Here is a 15,089-nt window from a genome sequence, read left to right as displayed (position 1 = left end):
ACAGGAGGGACTAAGATGAATCCTGAACGCCGCACGCTTTTTGCCCTCGGTGCCGGTCTCGCGGCGGGGCTTGCCGAAGCCCGTTCCGCCACGACAGCCGGCGCCGCCGAATCGCCGGAGGGTGCGCGGACCTTGGGCGCGCTCTCGGAGTGCTTAGCGAAGGCGCCCCGGCGTCGCGAATTCAAGTCCGTTCCAATGATCCTTGACCGGCCCGACCTCTGGGATCACGAGGCCCTGTCGGCGGTGATTGCCTACCGGGGCGGCCCGCGGCAGGTCTGGGACAACACCGAGATCGGCGGGCCCTGGCTCAACCTGATGCGCAACGCCCTGAACAATCAGGTCTGGTCGTTCCGACACCCCGATTTCCTGGCGGCTTCGGCAACGCACGGCTCGGCCAACATTGCCCTCTACGACCAGGCGATGTGGGACAAGTATCAACTGACGAAGCTCGCTGGCGAGGCCTTCGCAATCAACACGCTGATCGTGGCCAAGAAGGCGGCGCAGGCAGATGCCGCCAGTTTCGAGGATCCGGCGGGCGTGTTCTCGCCGGAAAACAATTCCATCCCCGCGCTGATGGCCCGGGGCGTCGTGTTCCTTTCCTGCCACAACGCGATCTGGGAGCAGGCGGCCGCGCTCATCAAGCGCGACCTCAACCCCGACAAGCTATCGCACGACGCACTGGCGGCAGAACTCACGAACCACCTGATCCCAGGCGTGGTGCTCACCCCCGGGGCCGTCGGCACGCTGCCCGAATTGCAGCAGGCTGGCTTCCATTACGCGAAGTGAGGCGCGCGATGCCTGGGACAGCCGTGCTGGCGCTCGTCGGGCTGCTCACCCTTGCCTGGGCCACGGAGGCATCGGCGACCAGGCGGCCGATACGCTCGTCGGAGGCGGTATACTTGGAAAACGCCTTCGCCCACGAACTTTGTTCCAGGGACGACCGGAGCTTGAAAGCGCTCAACCGCGCTCTGGCGCGTAGCGCCCGACCCAGGGCAGCTCAGGGTCGATATTCGCCGAAGCCGTAGCGGGCAAAGATCGCCTTGGCCTCGTCGCTCATGAGGAAGTCGAGCCAGAGCTTCGCCTCGGCGGGATGGATGGCGTCCTTGACCACCGCGCCGGCATAGATTCCCGTGGCATTCTGGTCGGCCGGAATGTCGACGCGCCCAGTCGGCAATCCAGCCTGTTCCTGGAAGATTGTTTCGGAGCGCCACGTCATGCCAGCCTCGGCGCGCCCGTGCATCAGCCAGACGGGCGTCTGCCGGTGATGCATTCTGGTCAGCAGGGTCGTGCCGTCAGCGACCTTGGTCTCGTAGACCGCCTTTACCAGTGCGTCACCGCCCGCCTTGGCTAAAGCGGCCTTGATCTGGCGGGCCACGCCTTCGAATTCTGGGTTCGGCATGGCGAGCTTGAGGCCCGGCCGGGCGAGATCGGCCAGACCCTTCACCCCGGCCGGGTTGCCCCTGGGAACCATGATTGCGAGCTGGTTCGTGGCGTAGATCGTCGGAGGGCCGACGAGCTCGCCGGCCTCGATCAGACGCCTCACGGCCATGAGCCCCGAGAAATAGGCATCGGGCTTAGCCGTCCAGGTCATGTTGCCGACGGTAATGCGCCCGCCGGCCTTCATCTGCCGCGCGAGGAGCCCAGGCGGGATGGTCTCGTAATAGATGCGGCCCTTGAGATCGGTGTGTTTCGCCTCGAAGGCCGCCACCAGCGGTGCCATGGCAAAGAAGTAATTGCCGCCGACATAGAGCACGAGGCGAGCATTCGTAACATCGCCGTGGAAGTCGGCGAGGTTGTCAGCTTCCTTGACCGTAAATTCCAGGCCCTTGTCCTGGGCGGGGTTGTTGGCGCCATTCTGCCAGGGCGGTAACCGGTCGACAGAGAGTTCTGAAGCGTAGCCCGGCATCACTTGGACGCTCGTCGCGCACGCCATCGCAATCAGGGTGCGCCATCCTGCTGAGAGCATTGGTTCCTCCGTTGGCGGCTTCGCGCCGTCAGCGTCAAACGAACGTCGATGCCTTGCCATGCCTCAAGACGATGGGACGATAAGGATCCGAACGGAAAAGTCCTTCGGCGGGTGTAGGGTGGAGCGCTGCAAGATGCCCCGCTGCTTTGCCATTGAACTCTCTGGAGGGGATGAAGTCTTCGAAAGTCGATGACGACAACAAGGTCCGGTCGCCTCAGAAATCCAGCTTGTCCCGCACAGCTTCGATGCCGGCGGCGGCGCAGGCATCGTCCTTGTCGCCCCCCGGCGCGCCGGATACGCCCACCGCGCCGACGATGCCCCCACCCGCCTCTATGGGCAGGCCGCCGGCCATGGCGACCACGTTCGGCAACCGGCCGAGGCCGGCATCGAGGCGCTGCGTCGCGATGCCTTTGGCGAACTCCGCCGTGGTGCTGCGGAAGCTCAGTGCGGTGTAGGCCTTGGACGAGGCCGTGGTCGCCGAGGGCAGGCCGGCGAAGCGGTCGCGCAGCAGCACGAGCGGCGCACCGAACCGGTCCATGACCACGACCGCCACCTGAAGCCCGTCCTCCCGGCACCGCTTCAAGGCAGCCTGGGCGATCTCGAAGGCGATGTCGGGTGAAACCGACTTGTAGGTGACGAGCGCCTCCTCTGCCGCGGCCGGGCGGACGAGGAACAGGCTCGCGAGGGCGACGGAGACCGCGCGCCGGCTGATCACCTTACGGCCGTACATAGCTCCACCCCTGCTCCTGCCGCTCCATGACCTGCACCACACCGGATGGGACGATCGTCGCCTGCGGCAGCAGCGTGATCGGATGGCCCTCGGCCCTCTCCATGGCGGTCTTCGTGTTGTTGCAGGCCGAGAACTGGATCTTCGACGGGAAGCCGTAATCGGCGAAGTGCGCGATCCGGTCGGCCACGGTGGACTTGTCGGCCCGGTACATGGCGAGGCCCGGCCCGAAGGCGACGATGTCGATCTCCACCTCCTCGTTCTTGGCGCGGTAGTAGTCGACGACGTTGGTGGCGTTGTTGAGCGTCAGGTTCATCGTGGCCGGGTCGGCCGTGTCCACCTGGAACACCACGCGGTGCTGCTTGCCCGCTTCGGCGGCTGAGACCGGGGCGGCGGCGAGCCCGGCCAGCAGGAGCAGGATCAGGCGTCGGGCGGGCTGTCGCATGGCGGATCCCCGGTCAGGGCCGGACCAGGATGTACCCGGCCTCGGCGAGCGTCATGAGTTGCACCACCCCAGCCTCGACCGGGATGGCGTGCGGGTTGAGCGCCGGCCGTTGCCCGGTCTCGCGGGCGATGGTCTCGACGGTGTTCAGGCACAGGTCGAAGCGCACGCCCTGCGACACGAGACTGTCGACCGCGCTCCTCCGGGGACTCTCCGCCCGCAGGAGGTCGATGCCGGGGCCGAAGGCGACCACCTCGATGGCGACCTTGTCCGGTCCATAGGCCTTGAGCACGTTGTTGGCGACGCTGAGCACGAGGTCCTGCCGGTGCGGCTCGCGCTCGGAGAGCTGCAGGGCGAGGCGATGCTCGGCGAAGGCCGATACCTCCGGCGCCGGGCCGCCGCCGACGGTTCCGGCCGCTTGTGCGGCGACCGGAGCCAGAGCTGCGCCGAGCAGCAGCCTGCGCGGGAGGCCGAACCGGCTCACGCCGCTCCGCCATAGCCGGGATTGCCCGCGACGCCACCGACCTCGACCGGCTTGTCGGCAGACAGGGTGGCCCTGCCCGAGCGCCCGAGATGGGCCTCCAGAACCTCCCAGACCGGCTTGCCCTCCTGCGTGTTCACCGAGGCCCAGCCCGCCACCTTGTAGGTTCTGGCCGGATCGAGGGGGGCGCCGCCCGTGAGGGTGAGGTTCGAGAGTCGCTTGCCGCTCTCGGCCCCGGGCTCGCAGCGATAGCTCAGGCCGCCGACGCGGACCATGTCACCGCCCTGCTGATAATACGGATCCGGATTGAAGAGGTTGTCGCAGACATCCTCCAGGATCGAGCGGATCTGGGCGCCGGTCATCGGCTGGACGTAGACCTCCGAATAGGTCGTCGCGGTCTGGGCCAGCACGTCGGCAGCCGTGATCTCGCCGCCGGCGAGCGTCGTGGTGCCCCAGCGAAAGCCCGGCGACAGGGAGATCTCCGCGTCGAGCTGCCCGCGCAGGGCGTCGCAGAGCAGATGGTCCATCGTGCCGGTGAAATTGCCCCGGCGGTAGAGCAGGCCTTCCGCGGTTGCGACGCGCCGTCCGAACGCGGCCGCGTGCGGGGCTTCGAGGGAGGCGATCAACGCCTCCATCTCGGCATCGGGCTTCAGGAGGTCGGCGAAGACCGGGAGCAGGCGGTAGCGGATGCCCCGCAGAGAGCCCGGGGCGAGGTCGAGATCGACCACCGCCAGGAACTTGCCGTTCGAGCCGGCATTCGAGACCAGCGTCTTGCCGCCGGAGTTCTCCACCGCGACCGGCTCGGGCACCGCGTCGTGGGTGTGGCCCCCGAGGATGAGGTCGATACCGGAGACGCGGCTCGCGAGCTTCAGATCGACATCCATGCCGTTGTGGGAGAGCAGCACCACGGCGTCGACCTTCTCCTTCCCCCGGAGGTCGTCCACCAGGGCCTGGAGTTCGTGGTCGCGGATGCCGAAGGTCCAGTCCGGCGTGAAGCGCTTCGGGTGGGCGATCGGCACGTAGGGGAAGGCCTGACCGATGATCGCCACGCGGCGGTCGCCGAACGCCTTCACGGTCGCCGGCTTGAACACCCGGCCGGACGCGGAATCGAAGGCCGGCGCCTCGTTGAAGGCCGCCTCCTCCGTGAGGAACACATTCTGCGCCAGGAACTCGCCCTTGAACCGGTCGAGATTGGCCCGAAGCCCATCCTGCCCGTAGGTGAACTCCCAGTGGCCGGTCATGGCCTCGATGCCCAGGAGATTGGCTGCCTCGACCATGTCGGCGCCCTTGCGGGCATTCGAGAGGCCGCTGCCCTGCCAGAGGTCGCCGCCGTCCACGAGCATGGCATGGCCGCCGGGCGCCTCGGCGCGCAGCCGGCCGACGAGGCTCCGCAGATGCGCGAATCCGCCGAGCCGGCCGTAGCGCTTCGCGCCCGCCTCGAAGTCGAGATAGGTGAAGGCGTAGCCCTCGCGGCTGCCGGGGGCGATGCCGAACCGCTTCAGGAACGCCTCGCCGACAAGGTGGGGCGGGCGGCCACGCATCGCACCGATGCCGATATTGACGCTCGGCTCCCTGAACAGGACCGGCCGCAGCTGGGCATGGGTGTCGGTCATGTGCAGGAGGCGGGCATTGCCGAACGGCTGCAGCTCGTAGAGGCCGGCGCCCGTGTCCTGCGCCAGGGCGCGGCGCCACAGGAACGGCAGTGCCAGGGCGGCGCCGCCGGCCTGGAGGAGTTGCCGCCGGCGCAGGCCGGGGCTCGATGCGTCGAGGTCGCGCGTCATCGGATCACCGCATCCTTCCAGGCGGTCTTCTCCCGCTCGGTCTGGTCGATGGAGGCGCGGGCCAGCGCCTCGGCTTCCTTCGCCTTGGCGAGGGCCTCGTCGGTGCGACCCGCCTCGCTCGCGGCCTTCGCGGCGGCGAGTGCCGTCGCCGTGGCGGGCCACTGGTTCTTGTTGGCGGCGGCCTTGTCGGACAGCGCCTTGGCCGCTGCATAGGCGTCGTTCGCTTCCTGCGCGTTCGCCGCCAGGGCGGCCGAGCCCGGGAGCAGAAGGAACACGAGGACCACGCGCGCGAATGCCGAGATCATGCCGGACCTCACGGACGCGCACCGGGGCCGGAGATCGGCAGCCCGTTGCTCATGAAGGAGAGGAAATAGTCGACGTCGCGATAGAGCGGGTCGTCGGGCGCCAGCGGGGTGCCGCGGACCTGGCTGTTGCAGGACATGTAGCGGCGGGTCGCCGTGCCCATCCCGCCCCATTCGGAGCGGTAGATCGGCAGGGCCGCGGTAATGCCGAGCGCTGGCGCCAGAACCTCGGCGCGGATGCGGCGGCCGGGATTCTGGACGTGGCAGCTCGCGCAGGAGAAGTTGAGCTGCCCCCGGCGGGTGTAGAAGTACTGCTTGCCGGCCTCGTAGGCCGCGAGCGCCCGCGGATCGTCCGGCACCGTGATCGCGAAGGGTTTTCCGCGCGAGGTGAACGCCATGTAGGCGGTCACGGCGGCCATGTCGTCCTTCACGTATGAATAGGGCGTCTCACCGTTCTCGGTAAGACAGCGGTTGACCGCGTATTCGAGCGTGACGACCTCGCCGAGCTTGGCGTCGAAGCGCGGATAGGTCTGGCGCACGCCGATCCCGCCATTCTCAAAACAGTCGGCAAAGGTCTTGCCGTTCTTGAACGGCGTCTCGAACAGTTCCTTGCCCTTTTCGACGGCGAAGTCATAGGGAGGAAACTCTTCTTTCTCTTCCCATTGCTTGCGCATGCCTTCGTCCATCGAATACGGCCCGTTCACGAAGTCCTCGTGCTTCACGTTCGGGAATTTCTCGTAGAAATAGGCCTGGAACGCCTTCATATCGGCCTTCGGATCGACGGCGTCGGCGGCACGCGCCCCGGCGATGCCGCAGACGGCGAGGCCGAGGACCAGGGCGAGCCCGGCCGCCGGGGCGTGGCGGGCACTCATCCGATCTTGGCGACGGACGAATCCGTCTTGCCCAGATTATCGGTCCAAGTAACCTTGAGCTCGTCGCCCTTCTTGGCCCCGGAGAACTTGAACTTCAGGTACGGGTCCTTGGAGACTGCCGGCCCCCAGAAGGCGGTGAGCACCACCTTGCCGTCATGCTCGAAGGTGACGGTCTCGATGTAGTGCGGAGGGATCAGCTCCCCCTTGGCATCCTTCACATAGCCGGAATCCATGGGATGCTGGATGAGCGACTGGACATCGGTCTGGTCGCCGCTGGCGGTCGCGCGCACGCGGATGGTCGATGGCATCTGTGTTCCTCCCGTCGTGTGATCGTCGTCAGCCGCCGCAGCCACCGACCGTGACCTTCACTTCCCTGGTCGCGCTGTAGAGCTTGCCCCCGGCCTCCACGACGGCGATGACCGGCGTGGTCTTGGCCATCTTCAGGCGGCTCGCCACGGTGGGCGGCGTGCCGGGCGCGAACTTGTACAGGGCGGCCAGCGCGCTCGGGTTCTCGGCGACGAGGATCGCGATCGCGGTCACGTCCGGCAGGTCGGTGCTGACCGACACCGGCACGACGGCGCCGTTCTCGGCGATCTCGGGCGCGTCGAGCTTCACCTTGTCGGAGGCCGTGGCGGCCTGCCCGAACAGCGTCTTCACGGCGTCCGCCTCGCCCTTCTGCTTGAAGGCATCGGCGGGATAGGCGGCCGCGGTACTGGCCGAAGCCCGGAGCGGGAAACCGAAGCCGGTCGCCGCCAGAACGCTCCCGAGACCCGCCGCCCGGAGGACGAAGCGACGGTCGAACATCTTGCTGTCATAGGCAGCCATGACGGCCTCCCTTTCAGTACGAATAGAGGTACTCGACGACGGACCGGATCTCCCGGTCGGAGAGGAGCAGGTTCCGCCCGAACGGCGGCATCACCGTCGCCGGGTTGCGCAAGGTCTCGTCGCGGATGATCGCGACGACGTCCTCGCGGTTCGGGTAGCGCTCCTTCAGGCCCGCCAGCGATGGGCCGATATTGCCCGGCAGGTCGCCGCCGGGAATTGCGTGGCAGGACAGGCAGTTGCCCCGGCCGCGGTCGAACGCGATGGCCTTCCCCTCGGCCGCATCGCCCTGCGCCAGGGCGGCTCCCGCCGGGGCGAGGATCAGGGCGGCGGCCAGGAGTGCCGTGACGGGATGCCGGCGCATGGGGGCCTCCTTCGGGGACGTCATTTCGGCTGCATGTCGTCGAGGGGCCCCGTGGTGCGCGGGGTCAGGGTCTTGCCCTCGGCGGTCGAGGTGATGGTGACCGCCTTCGGATCGCGGCAGTTGCTCATGCACGGCTCGGCGCGGGTGTCGGGCCGCGGATCCTCCCAGGTGAAGTTGTCGTGGTTGGGCATCCCGACCTTGGGCAGACTGTCCTTGTCGGCCACGAAGTCGCCGGGAACGAGGTTGTTGAGGTTCAGGATGTAGGCGGTGAGCGCGTAGACCTCGTCCGGCGCAAGGCTGCGCGGGTTCGGGAACGGCATCGCCCGGCCGATGTAGTCGTAGAGGGTCGCCGCGAAGGGCCAGTAGCTGCCCACCGTCGGCTCCGGGCGGTCCGCCTTCAGGGTGCCTTCGCCACCCGCGAGCTTCGGCCAACGGTCGACACCCTCGCCGAAGGTGCCGTGACAGGCGGCGCATTTCTCGGCGAAGACCTCGCTGCCCTGATCGACGCTGCCCTTGCCGGCCGGAAGGCCGAGGCCGTCCTGCCCGCGCACGTCGATGTTCCAGGCGTCGATCTGCGCCTGGGTCGGGCGCGTGCCGTAGCCGTAGAGAGGCTTGTCCCCGGCCAGGGCGGGGCCTGCGAGCGCGAGGAGCGCGCCGACGGCGAGAAGGGCTTCAAGCGGTCTGGACATCGAACACGCTGCCATCCGGCTTCACCTGCCAGGTCTGGATCGAGTTGTTGTGGTAGACGGAATTGACGCCGCGGATCTTGCGCAGATCCGCGATGGTCGGCTGCACGTAGCCGGTCTCGTCGATGACCCGGGATTCCAGCAGGGCTGGCTTGCCGTCCCACTGCCAGGGCAGGGAGAACCGGGTCAGGGCCTTCGACAGGACCGGCTCATGCAGGGTGGCGGCCTGCCAGTTGACACCGCCGTCGAACGACACGTCGACCCGCTTGACCTTGCCGTTGCCGGTCCAGGCGAGGCCGCGCACCTCGTAGAGACCCGGCTTGCCGAGCGGTTTCTCGGGGCAGGGAAAAGTGATGACCGACTTGGCGTCGATGCTCCAAGTAAAGCCCCGGGATTTTCCGTCGGGCATCAGGTCGGTGTACTTGGAGGTCTCCTCGCGGGTGTACCACGGCTGGTCGCCGATCTTGATACGGCGAAGCCACTTGACGCTGACATTCCCCTCCCAGCCCGGCACCACGAGGCGCAGCGGGTAGCCTTGCTCGGGCCGCAGCGCCTCGCCGTTCTGGCCGTAGGCGATGAGGCAATCGTCCAGGCACTTGGACAGCGGGAGAGACCGGTTCATGTGGGCGCCGTCCGCGCCCTCGAACATCACCCACTTGCCCTCGGGCTTCACGCCGACCTCCGCGAGCAGCGTCGCGAGCGGCACGCCGGTCCATTCGGCGCAGGAGATCATGCCGTGGGTGAATTGGAGGGAGTTGAGCTGCGCCGCGCGCCACTCCATGCCCCCATTGGCCGGGCACTCGATGAAGTGGATGCGCGAGACGGACGGGTAGCGGACGATGTCGCTCATGGAGAGCAGCAGCGGACGCTCCACGAGGCCGTGGACCATCAGGCGGTGCTGCTCCGCGTCTACGTCGGCCCGGCCGGCATGGTAGCGCTCGAAGAACAGGCCGTTGGGCGTGAGGATGCCTTTCAGGTCCTGGATCGGCGAGAAGCTGATCGAGGATTCGGTGCCCGCCGTCAGCCAGGGCACATTGCGGCGGATCACGCCCGCTTCCTGCGCGGCGGGCTGGCCATAGGGCTTGTCCACGACGCCGGCCCCGAGGCTCTGCGACCAGGGATATTCAGCCGGCGGCCCGGCCTCCCCGGCGCCGGCCAGAGTGGGCAGCGCTGCCCCGCCGGCCCCGACCGCCGCGAGGCGCAGGAAACTCCGGCGACCAGGGGAATGGGCAAGAGATCGCGTCGACGCTCCGCCCCGCGGCGTGCGCCCGTCAGCCCGGTTCGTCACCGGCTTCCTCCCGAATTGACCGGCTTCTGCCGTTTCACTAGGGCTAGCCAGCCGTCTTCTATCAGTCAATACTAAAGTTAGAAAAACCTGATATACGGATCATCGCGGTGCTGTGGCGGTCTGCTGACTGGCCAGGGCGCCGCGTTCAGGCAACCATGGCGACACCTTCCCCCTGCCCAACGCGATTGGGCCAAGCCGGTTTTGCGAGACCATGCAGGCGACGACGATCGACGAGACGACCCTGGATGCCTTCGCGGAGCAGGCCGCTGAGGCGGTGCGCCTGTTGCGCCTGCTCGGAAACGAGCACCGGCTGATGATTGCCTGCTTGCTGATCGTGCACGGGGAACTGTCTGTCGGCCAATTGGTCGAGGAGCTTCGGCTCAGCCAGTCCGCCCTGTCGCAGCATCTTGCGCGGATGCGGGAGGATGGGGTGCTGACATTCCGGCGGGAGGCCCAGACGCTCTACTACAGTGTCAAGGACCCGAACGCCGTCGCGGTGATTGGGCTCCTGAAGCAGCTCTACTGCAAGGACCTGTAGGGATGATCCGGCGGGCCGCATTGATCCTGGCTGTCCTGCTCACAGGGTCGGTGTCCGCTTCTGATTACGCGCCGATCAGCAGGCCGCTCACCGTCGCGCAGGTGCCTGGCGAACCGGTCTATTACAGCCTCGGAAACACCGGCGTGCCGAGCCAAGCCAACGAGGGCAACACCTCGAATGGCGGCTTCGTGGTCACGGCTGACGGAGTGGTGGTGTACGACGCCCTCGGAACGCCGAGCCTCGGCTGGGCGCTCCTCGAGCAGATCCGGAAGGTCACGGACAAGCCGGTGCGCTACGTCGTGGTGAGCCACTACCACGCCGACCACATCTACGGGCTGCAGGCGTTCAAGGACCATACCGGCGCCGTCGTGATCGCTCAGGAGCGGGCCGCGGAGTACCGCGAGAACGACGAGACTGCCGACGAACGGGCCGACGCCCGCCTGCGCCAGCGGCAGGGAGCGCTTTCCCCCTGGGTCGACGAGCACACGCGGATCGTGCCGCCCGACATCACCTTCGCCGAACGGGTGACCCTCACGCTCGGCGGCAAGCGCTTCGTGCTGCTCTATGCCGGGCCCGCCCATTCGGCGAGCGACATGATGATGATGGTCGAGCCGGACGGAGTCCTGTTCGCCGGCGACATCGTCCAGAATGGCCGCATCCCGCACATGAACAGCGACGACGTCGATACCGGCCGCTGGCTGGCGGCCCTGAAGCAGGTCGAGGGATTGAAGCCGCGCTTCATCATCCCCGGTCACGGCGAGCCTTCGACCGAGGCGGCGAAGGCCATCGCCTTCACGGCGGGCTACATCGCCGATGTCCGGCGGGTCATGAAAGCGGCGGTCGACACCTGGACCGATTTCGACGTCGCATATCGGGCCGCCGACTGGTCGGCCTACGACACGCTCCCGGCCTTCACCGCCAACAACCGTGGCAACGCCTACCGGATCTTCCTGGAGCTCGAAGGCGCGAATTTCGGCGACGGCAAGAAGCCCGAACCCTAGGCGGTCATACCTGCCGCTCCACCAAGTAGTAGAGGCCGACACGGCCGCCGAGGGCGATCGACGCCAGGGCGATGGCCGACCCGATGGACAGCGTCGCGATCCCGGTGACGCCCTGGCCGATGGTGCAGCCCAGCGCCGTGATGCCGCCGGTGCCCATCAGGAACGCGCCCACGATGTGCCGCCGCAACTCGCCCACATCGTCCGGGGCCTCCCAGCGGAAGCGCTGCGCCTGCCGCGCCTCGATGAACGCCCCCATCAGCACGCCCAGGACTGAGGTGATCCCGAAATCCACCTGCATCCCGGAGGCCAGCATCGCGAAGAGCACGGTGTCGCCGACCGGCCGGGCGAAGCTCAGCGACAGCGGCCGCTCGGTCCCGAACGCATCGAACCCGGCGAAACCTGTCGCCCACCAGCCCGCGGTCACACACAAACCGATGACGACCGCCGCCGCCGCGAGCTTCCGGTCCTTCCGGAAGGCTTCATCCGCGAGGGCGTAGCCCGTGAGGAGGGCGGCGCAGGCGACTGCGAGGATCATCGATGCGGGTGGCCCGACGCCGAGCAGGTCCGGAAGGAGTTGCAAGCGCCCGCCGGGTATCGCCACGTAGAAAGGATCGATCGCTTTCACCCGCACGACGGCGGTGAGCCCGCGCATCGCCATCACCGCCGAGACGGCCGCGACGAGGAGAGCGACCAAAGCTTTCAGATCCCCGCCGCCGAGCCGCAGGAGATTCCCGAAGGCGCAATTGCCGACGAGTGCCATGCCGAACCCGAAGGTGAGGCCGCCGAAGACCAAGGGGCCGAGTTCGAGTTGGGATGAGGCGTACAGCGTTCGGTGGAGTTCGAGCCCGTTCAATTGAAGGCCATGGACCCCGACCATTGCCACGGCAATGGCCAGCGCCCAGGCGCGCAGACGCCGTGTATCCTGCCCATAGACGGCATCTTCTAGAGCACCGAGCGTGCAGAAGCGGCCGCGCCGCGCTGCAAAACCGAGCGCAAATCCGATGCCGAAACCTAGGGCCGCACGAATGAGATGCGGCTCCATCATTCCTCCCATCGCCTCGCCGAACTCGATCGGCTCGGGGCTCATTGAGCTCAAGAAGCTTCAAGGCTCGGCTTAAGGGAAGCTTATGAGGCTGCTTGGGAGGAACACTCAGCCGCGAATCCATAGGATCAGAAGGCTGTCCTCCGATGGTGCGGGCGTTCGCGAAATGCGGTCAACGCCCTCGCACATGAATACCCGGCGGTTGCTACGCCTGCTTTCAGGTGGTTGTCCTGATCAGTCAGGTGGCCGCTTCGGGCAACGCCTCTATGATTGTCGGCGGAGGCTACGTGGCATCGAGATATGCCTCATACAAGATTGCAACCGGCTTCGGTCTCGCTGCTGAGATCGGTAAGCGCCAGGGCATTGGTACGATCACACCGGTGCCGATGCCGAAGGACGGCCCAGTCGCAGCCAAGTCGCCCGACGGCGAGCCCCGCCTCATAAAGGGCCTCGACGGCAAGGAAGGCCTCGACCTCGGCAACGCCACGATGAAGATGCCGGACGGGTCGGTCCGGTCGATCACCCGCAGCGGGTTAGAGATCCCTGACCTGTCGCCGGGTGGCCTGAGCGGGGGCGGCAGCAGGGCCGACATGCAGGCCGCTGCGGACCGCATGCACGCGGCGGCGGAGCGGTTCGAGAACGCCAGCTTCCACGGCCAGATCGATATCACGGGTCTTCGCCGGAGTGGCGTTCGGGCGACGGCCGTGCGGGTGCGTAGCCGTGGCGGCCTGACGGCCGACATGGGCATCTCAGAGCCCGGTGCGAAGGAAGACCTGAGCGACCGGACCTGAGGGAGGGGTCATGACGTTGAACATTACCGCCCAGATCCCGGGCCGGCCGGCGCGGCCTGAGCTGCAGGTGATCAGGAGTGAAGGCGCTAAGCTGACTGCGTCCTACCGTCGGAACCCGCGTGGACCTGTCGCCCTTGCGGGCACTGTCGGATCAATCTCAACTTTCAGGATGTAGAAGCGGAACGGGACCGGGCCGCTCGTCCGCTGAACCTCGTGAGAGACGCTGCGCACATACCCGCGCAACCCTCGGCCTTGATCGGACACCTCGATCGCGGACCCGACTGCAGGCACGGGGATCGGCGTCGCCTGTGCGTTCAAGGTGATCTGGTCGGCCCCCTGATAGTAGATCGCGAAGTAGGCGACCTCCTCTGCCTGGGCGCAGCTAGCGAAGGCCAGGAAGGCGGCTGCGGCAACTGCGATTCGCATGACGATCTCCAAGCCACCAGAGATTGTCGCTCTCGCGCTGTGGTTGTCTAGGCTCGCGGTGATCGTAAGCAGGGGATAGGGCTCGAGGGATCGGCACAGGGCCGATCAGCGGCTCCAATTGCCCCGACAAGAGACCCGGTCAGCCGCGCGGCGCCCGCCAACCCGCCGCCTTCGCTTCGTCCTCGCTGCAGAACATTCGCTCGCCGGAGCCTGCGTCAATGACGGTCCGGTCGTAGTCTCGGGTACCGGGCAGATGGTAGATCTTGTCGCCCTTGCGCGAGATGTTGCCCTTGATCGCGCAGGCGGCCTGTATGGGCGCCGGCGTGGCTGCCGGAGGCCTCTCCATCTCCGGCCGGGTATCAACGCCGCTGGCGCGCTTGGCACGCCTCCAGTCCGAAGGCGGATCAAACGTGCCGGCCCATAGGCCGCGCTTCAGTGCCCTCGCGCTGGTCTCGACCCCGACGTAGTCGCGGGAGTAGCGCTGGTAGGCTGTGGCATAGCCCTGGCTCACCATCCAGGCGTTCAGGTCCTCCTCGCCCTTCCGGCACACGGCAACAGTGCGGCCGTACTGGTCGGTGTCGCGCGGCTCGCATGAGATGTTCGCCTCGCCTATTCGGTCCGCTAGGGCAAAGGCCGCTACCTGGCCGCAGCGGTAGGATTTGCCGGCCGCGTCCTGACAGAGCTGCGCGCTCTCCGGAGCATCGATGCCGTGCAGGCGGATGCGGGTCCCACGGATCACGACCGTGTCGCCGTCGGTGACGGATGCACGGCCCACGATCGGCTCGGCGGCCAGGGTCGGGCCGGTGAGCAGCATGAGGGCAGCAAGGGCGTGGCGCATCTGCGAGCGATAGCGCATCTTTGCCCGCGGGTAAGCCAGTCTCGTAGGTCGCGCGGCGCAGCGCCACGGAGAGTCCGCGAGCGGACTAATCTGCTGCCCAGCACGCCTCCCGCTCGCCGAGATCCCTGACCGCACCTCGTTGAAACGAACTGCCGGTCCAGACGATCTCCTCGAACTTGCAGCGCTCATCCGCGATATAGCGAGCGGCAATCAGCCGACTGTTGACCTGGTATTTCATGTCGAGCGACAGCTGATCCTCGCCCCCGAGAGGTGAGTCGAACACCCTTCCAGTCTGCACTTCGACCACGGGCACGAACACGCATCCGGCACCGCAGCCGATCGGCACAAGGGCGAGGTGGCCCGCGAAGTTCGGACCGGCCCTGGCGCCGGCCAAGATGCGGGTTCGATATGAGGCATGCCGGCGGTCACGGCCTCGGAAATCCGGGAGTCCGATGGGTCCGCGGTATGGAACGGCTGCATAGGCGGCGAAGTCCGGCGTCTTCGGCTTGGTCGCCGCGGTGGGAGCGCTGGGCGCTGCCTGAGCCGCCGGCTTCGAGACATCGTCGAAGCACCGCAGACGGAGCAGCGAGTCCTTCACGTCCCGGCAGGCGGCAATGTCCGACGCGCTCTGTGCGTGTGCCCCACCGGTAGCGACGATGAGAGCGAGGGCTGCGAGGACTGTGCGCATCGGGGCAGGATAGCTGAGCTTCGACAACCGGCAA

The 15,089-nt window shown here is 67.3% G+C and carries 19 protein-coding genes; 4 read left to right on the top strand and 15 right to left on the bottom strand.

Features of this window, described 5'->3' with window-relative positions:
- The first annotated feature begins 15 nt into the window (after window positions 1-15).
- Window positions 16-786 carry a thiosulfate dehydrogenase gene (gene tetH, locus LGR69_RS21240; RefSeq protein WP_007562690.1) on the top strand — a complete coding sequence of 257 codons (771 nt, stop codon included), beginning with the start codon at window positions 16-18 and terminating at the stop codon, window positions 784-786.
- 211 nt (window positions 787-997) lie between these two features.
- Here the strand turns inward: tetH and LGR69_RS21235 are convergent, their stop codons facing one another.
- From LGR69_RS21235 to soxC, 12 genes are all read right to left on the bottom strand, one after another.
- Entirely contained in the window at window positions 998-1,906 is a 909-nt protein-coding gene (locus LGR69_RS21235; RefSeq protein ID WP_230367288.1) for a molybdate ABC transporter substrate-binding protein, read from the bottom strand.
- A gap of 274 nt (window positions 1,907-2,180) precedes the next feature.
- Window positions 2,181-2,696 (bottom strand): GlcG/HbpS family heme-binding protein, encoded by a 516-nt coding sequence (locus LGR69_RS21230; RefSeq protein ID WP_007562693.1) that lies wholly within the window; start codon window positions 2,694-2,696, stop codon window positions 2,181-2,183.
- Window positions 2,683-3,138 carry a DsrE family protein gene (locus LGR69_RS21225; RefSeq protein ID WP_007562695.1) on the bottom strand — a complete coding sequence of 152 codons (456 nt, stop codon included), beginning with the start codon at window positions 3,136-3,138 and terminating at the stop codon, window positions 2,683-2,685. The genes LGR69_RS21230 and LGR69_RS21225 overlap by 14 nt, the downstream gene beginning before the upstream one ends.
- 13 nt (window positions 3,139-3,151) lie before the next feature.
- Window positions 3,152-3,619: a DsrE family protein gene (locus tag LGR69_RS21220; RefSeq protein ID WP_007562697.1), complete on the bottom strand. Its 468-nt coding sequence runs from the start codon at window positions 3,617-3,619 to the stop codon at window positions 3,152-3,154.
- The gene (soxB, locus tag LGR69_RS21215) at window positions 3,616-5,397 is read right to left on the bottom strand and encodes a thiosulfohydrolase SoxB (protein WP_007562699.1); all 1,782 of its coding nucleotides are present in this window, start codon (window positions 5,395-5,397) and stop codon (window positions 3,616-3,618) included. Before soxB ends, LGR69_RS21220 begins: the two co-directional genes overlap by 4 nt.
- Window positions 5,394-5,702, bottom strand: coding sequence for a hypothetical protein (locus LGR69_RS21210; RefSeq protein WP_007562701.1), 309 nt, complete (start codon window positions 5,700-5,702; stop codon window positions 5,394-5,396). The genes soxB and LGR69_RS21210 overlap by 4 nt, the downstream gene beginning before the upstream one ends.
- Window positions 5,703-5,710: 8 nt before the next feature.
- The gene (gene soxA, locus LGR69_RS21205) at window positions 5,711-6,571 is read right to left on the bottom strand and encodes a sulfur oxidation c-type cytochrome SoxA (protein ID WP_007562702.1); all 861 of its coding nucleotides are present in this window, start codon (window positions 6,569-6,571) and stop codon (window positions 5,711-5,713) included.
- Window positions 6,568-6,879 carry a thiosulfate oxidation carrier complex protein SoxZ gene (gene soxZ / locus LGR69_RS21200; RefSeq protein ID WP_007562704.1) on the bottom strand — a complete coding sequence of 104 codons (312 nt, stop codon included), beginning with the start codon at window positions 6,877-6,879 and terminating at the stop codon, window positions 6,568-6,570. The genes soxA and soxZ overlap by 4 nt, the downstream gene beginning before the upstream one ends.
- A 28-nt stretch (window positions 6,880-6,907) precedes the next feature.
- Window positions 6,908-7,396 (bottom strand): thiosulfate oxidation carrier protein SoxY, encoded by a 489-nt coding sequence (soxY, locus tag LGR69_RS21195; RefSeq protein WP_007562706.1) that lies wholly within the window; start codon window positions 7,394-7,396, stop codon window positions 6,908-6,910.
- Window positions 7,397-7,409: 13 nt separating this feature from the next.
- Complete coding sequence (gene soxX, locus LGR69_RS21190; protein WP_007562708.1) at window positions 7,410-7,757, bottom strand: sulfur oxidation c-type cytochrome SoxX; 348 nt, start codon at window positions 7,755-7,757, stop codon at window positions 7,410-7,412.
- A 20-nt stretch (window positions 7,758-7,777) separates the two neighbouring features.
- Complete coding sequence (locus LGR69_RS21185; protein ID WP_039902808.1) at window positions 7,778-8,446, bottom strand: c-type cytochrome; 669 nt, start codon at window positions 8,444-8,446, stop codon at window positions 7,778-7,780.
- The gene (gene soxC / locus LGR69_RS21180; RefSeq protein ID WP_039902826.1) at window positions 8,430-9,647 is read right to left on the bottom strand and encodes a sulfite dehydrogenase; all 1,218 of its coding nucleotides are present in this window, start codon (window positions 9,645-9,647) and stop codon (window positions 8,430-8,432) included. Before soxC ends, LGR69_RS21185 begins: the two co-directional genes overlap by 17 nt.
- Window positions 9,648-9,942: 295 nt before the next feature.
- Here soxC and LGR69_RS21175 point away from each other — a divergent pair, with 295 nt between their 5' ends.
- Together LGR69_RS21175 and LGR69_RS21170 are read left to right on the top strand one after the other, a co-directional pair.
- Window positions 9,943-10,269, top strand: a complete 327-nt coding sequence (locus tag LGR69_RS21175; RefSeq protein WP_007562714.1) for an ArsR/SmtB family transcription factor — start codon at window positions 9,943-9,945, stop codon at window positions 10,267-10,269.
- 2 nt (window positions 10,270-10,271) lie between these two features.
- Window positions 10,272-11,270, top strand: a complete 999-nt coding sequence (locus LGR69_RS21170; RefSeq protein ID WP_007562716.1) for an MBL fold metallo-hydrolase — start codon at window positions 10,272-10,274, stop codon at window positions 11,268-11,270.
- Window positions 11,271-11,274: 4 nt separating this feature from the next.
- Here the strand turns inward: LGR69_RS21170 and LGR69_RS21165 are convergent, their stop codons facing one another.
- Window positions 11,275-12,312 carry a YeeE/YedE family protein gene (locus LGR69_RS21165; protein WP_039902827.1) on the bottom strand — a complete coding sequence of 346 codons (1,038 nt, stop codon included), beginning with the start codon at window positions 12,310-12,312 and terminating at the stop codon, window positions 11,275-11,277.
- Window positions 12,313-12,533: 221 nt separating this feature from the next.
- Here LGR69_RS21165 and LGR69_RS21160 point away from each other — a divergent pair, with 221 nt between their 5' ends.
- A complete protein-coding gene (locus LGR69_RS21160) occupies window positions 12,534-13,103 on the top strand; it encodes a hypothetical protein (protein WP_128754989.1) in 570 nt (189 codons plus the stop codon).
- A 565-nt stretch (window positions 13,104-13,668) separates the two neighbouring features.
- Here the strand turns inward: LGR69_RS21160 and LGR69_RS21155 are convergent.
- On the bottom strand, window positions 13,669-14,385 hold the full coding sequence (locus tag LGR69_RS21155; RefSeq protein WP_007562724.1) for a thermonuclease family protein: 717 nt from the start codon (window positions 14,383-14,385) through the stop codon (window positions 13,669-13,671).
- Between the two features lie 67 nt (window positions 14,386-14,452).
- On the bottom strand, window positions 14,453-15,082 hold the full coding sequence (locus tag LGR69_RS21150) for a hypothetical protein (RefSeq protein ID WP_128754990.1): 630 nt from the start codon (window positions 15,080-15,082) through the stop codon (window positions 14,453-14,455).
- Between the last annotated feature and the right edge of the window lie 7 nt (window positions 15,083-15,089).

This window comes from Methylobacterium brachiatum (genome assembly GCF_020523825.1).
GTDB classification, from domain to species: domain Bacteria; phylum Pseudomonadota; class Alphaproteobacteria; order Rhizobiales; family Beijerinckiaceae; genus Methylobacterium; species Methylobacterium brachiatum.
This window is presented reverse-complemented; position numbering and strand designations above follow the sequence as displayed.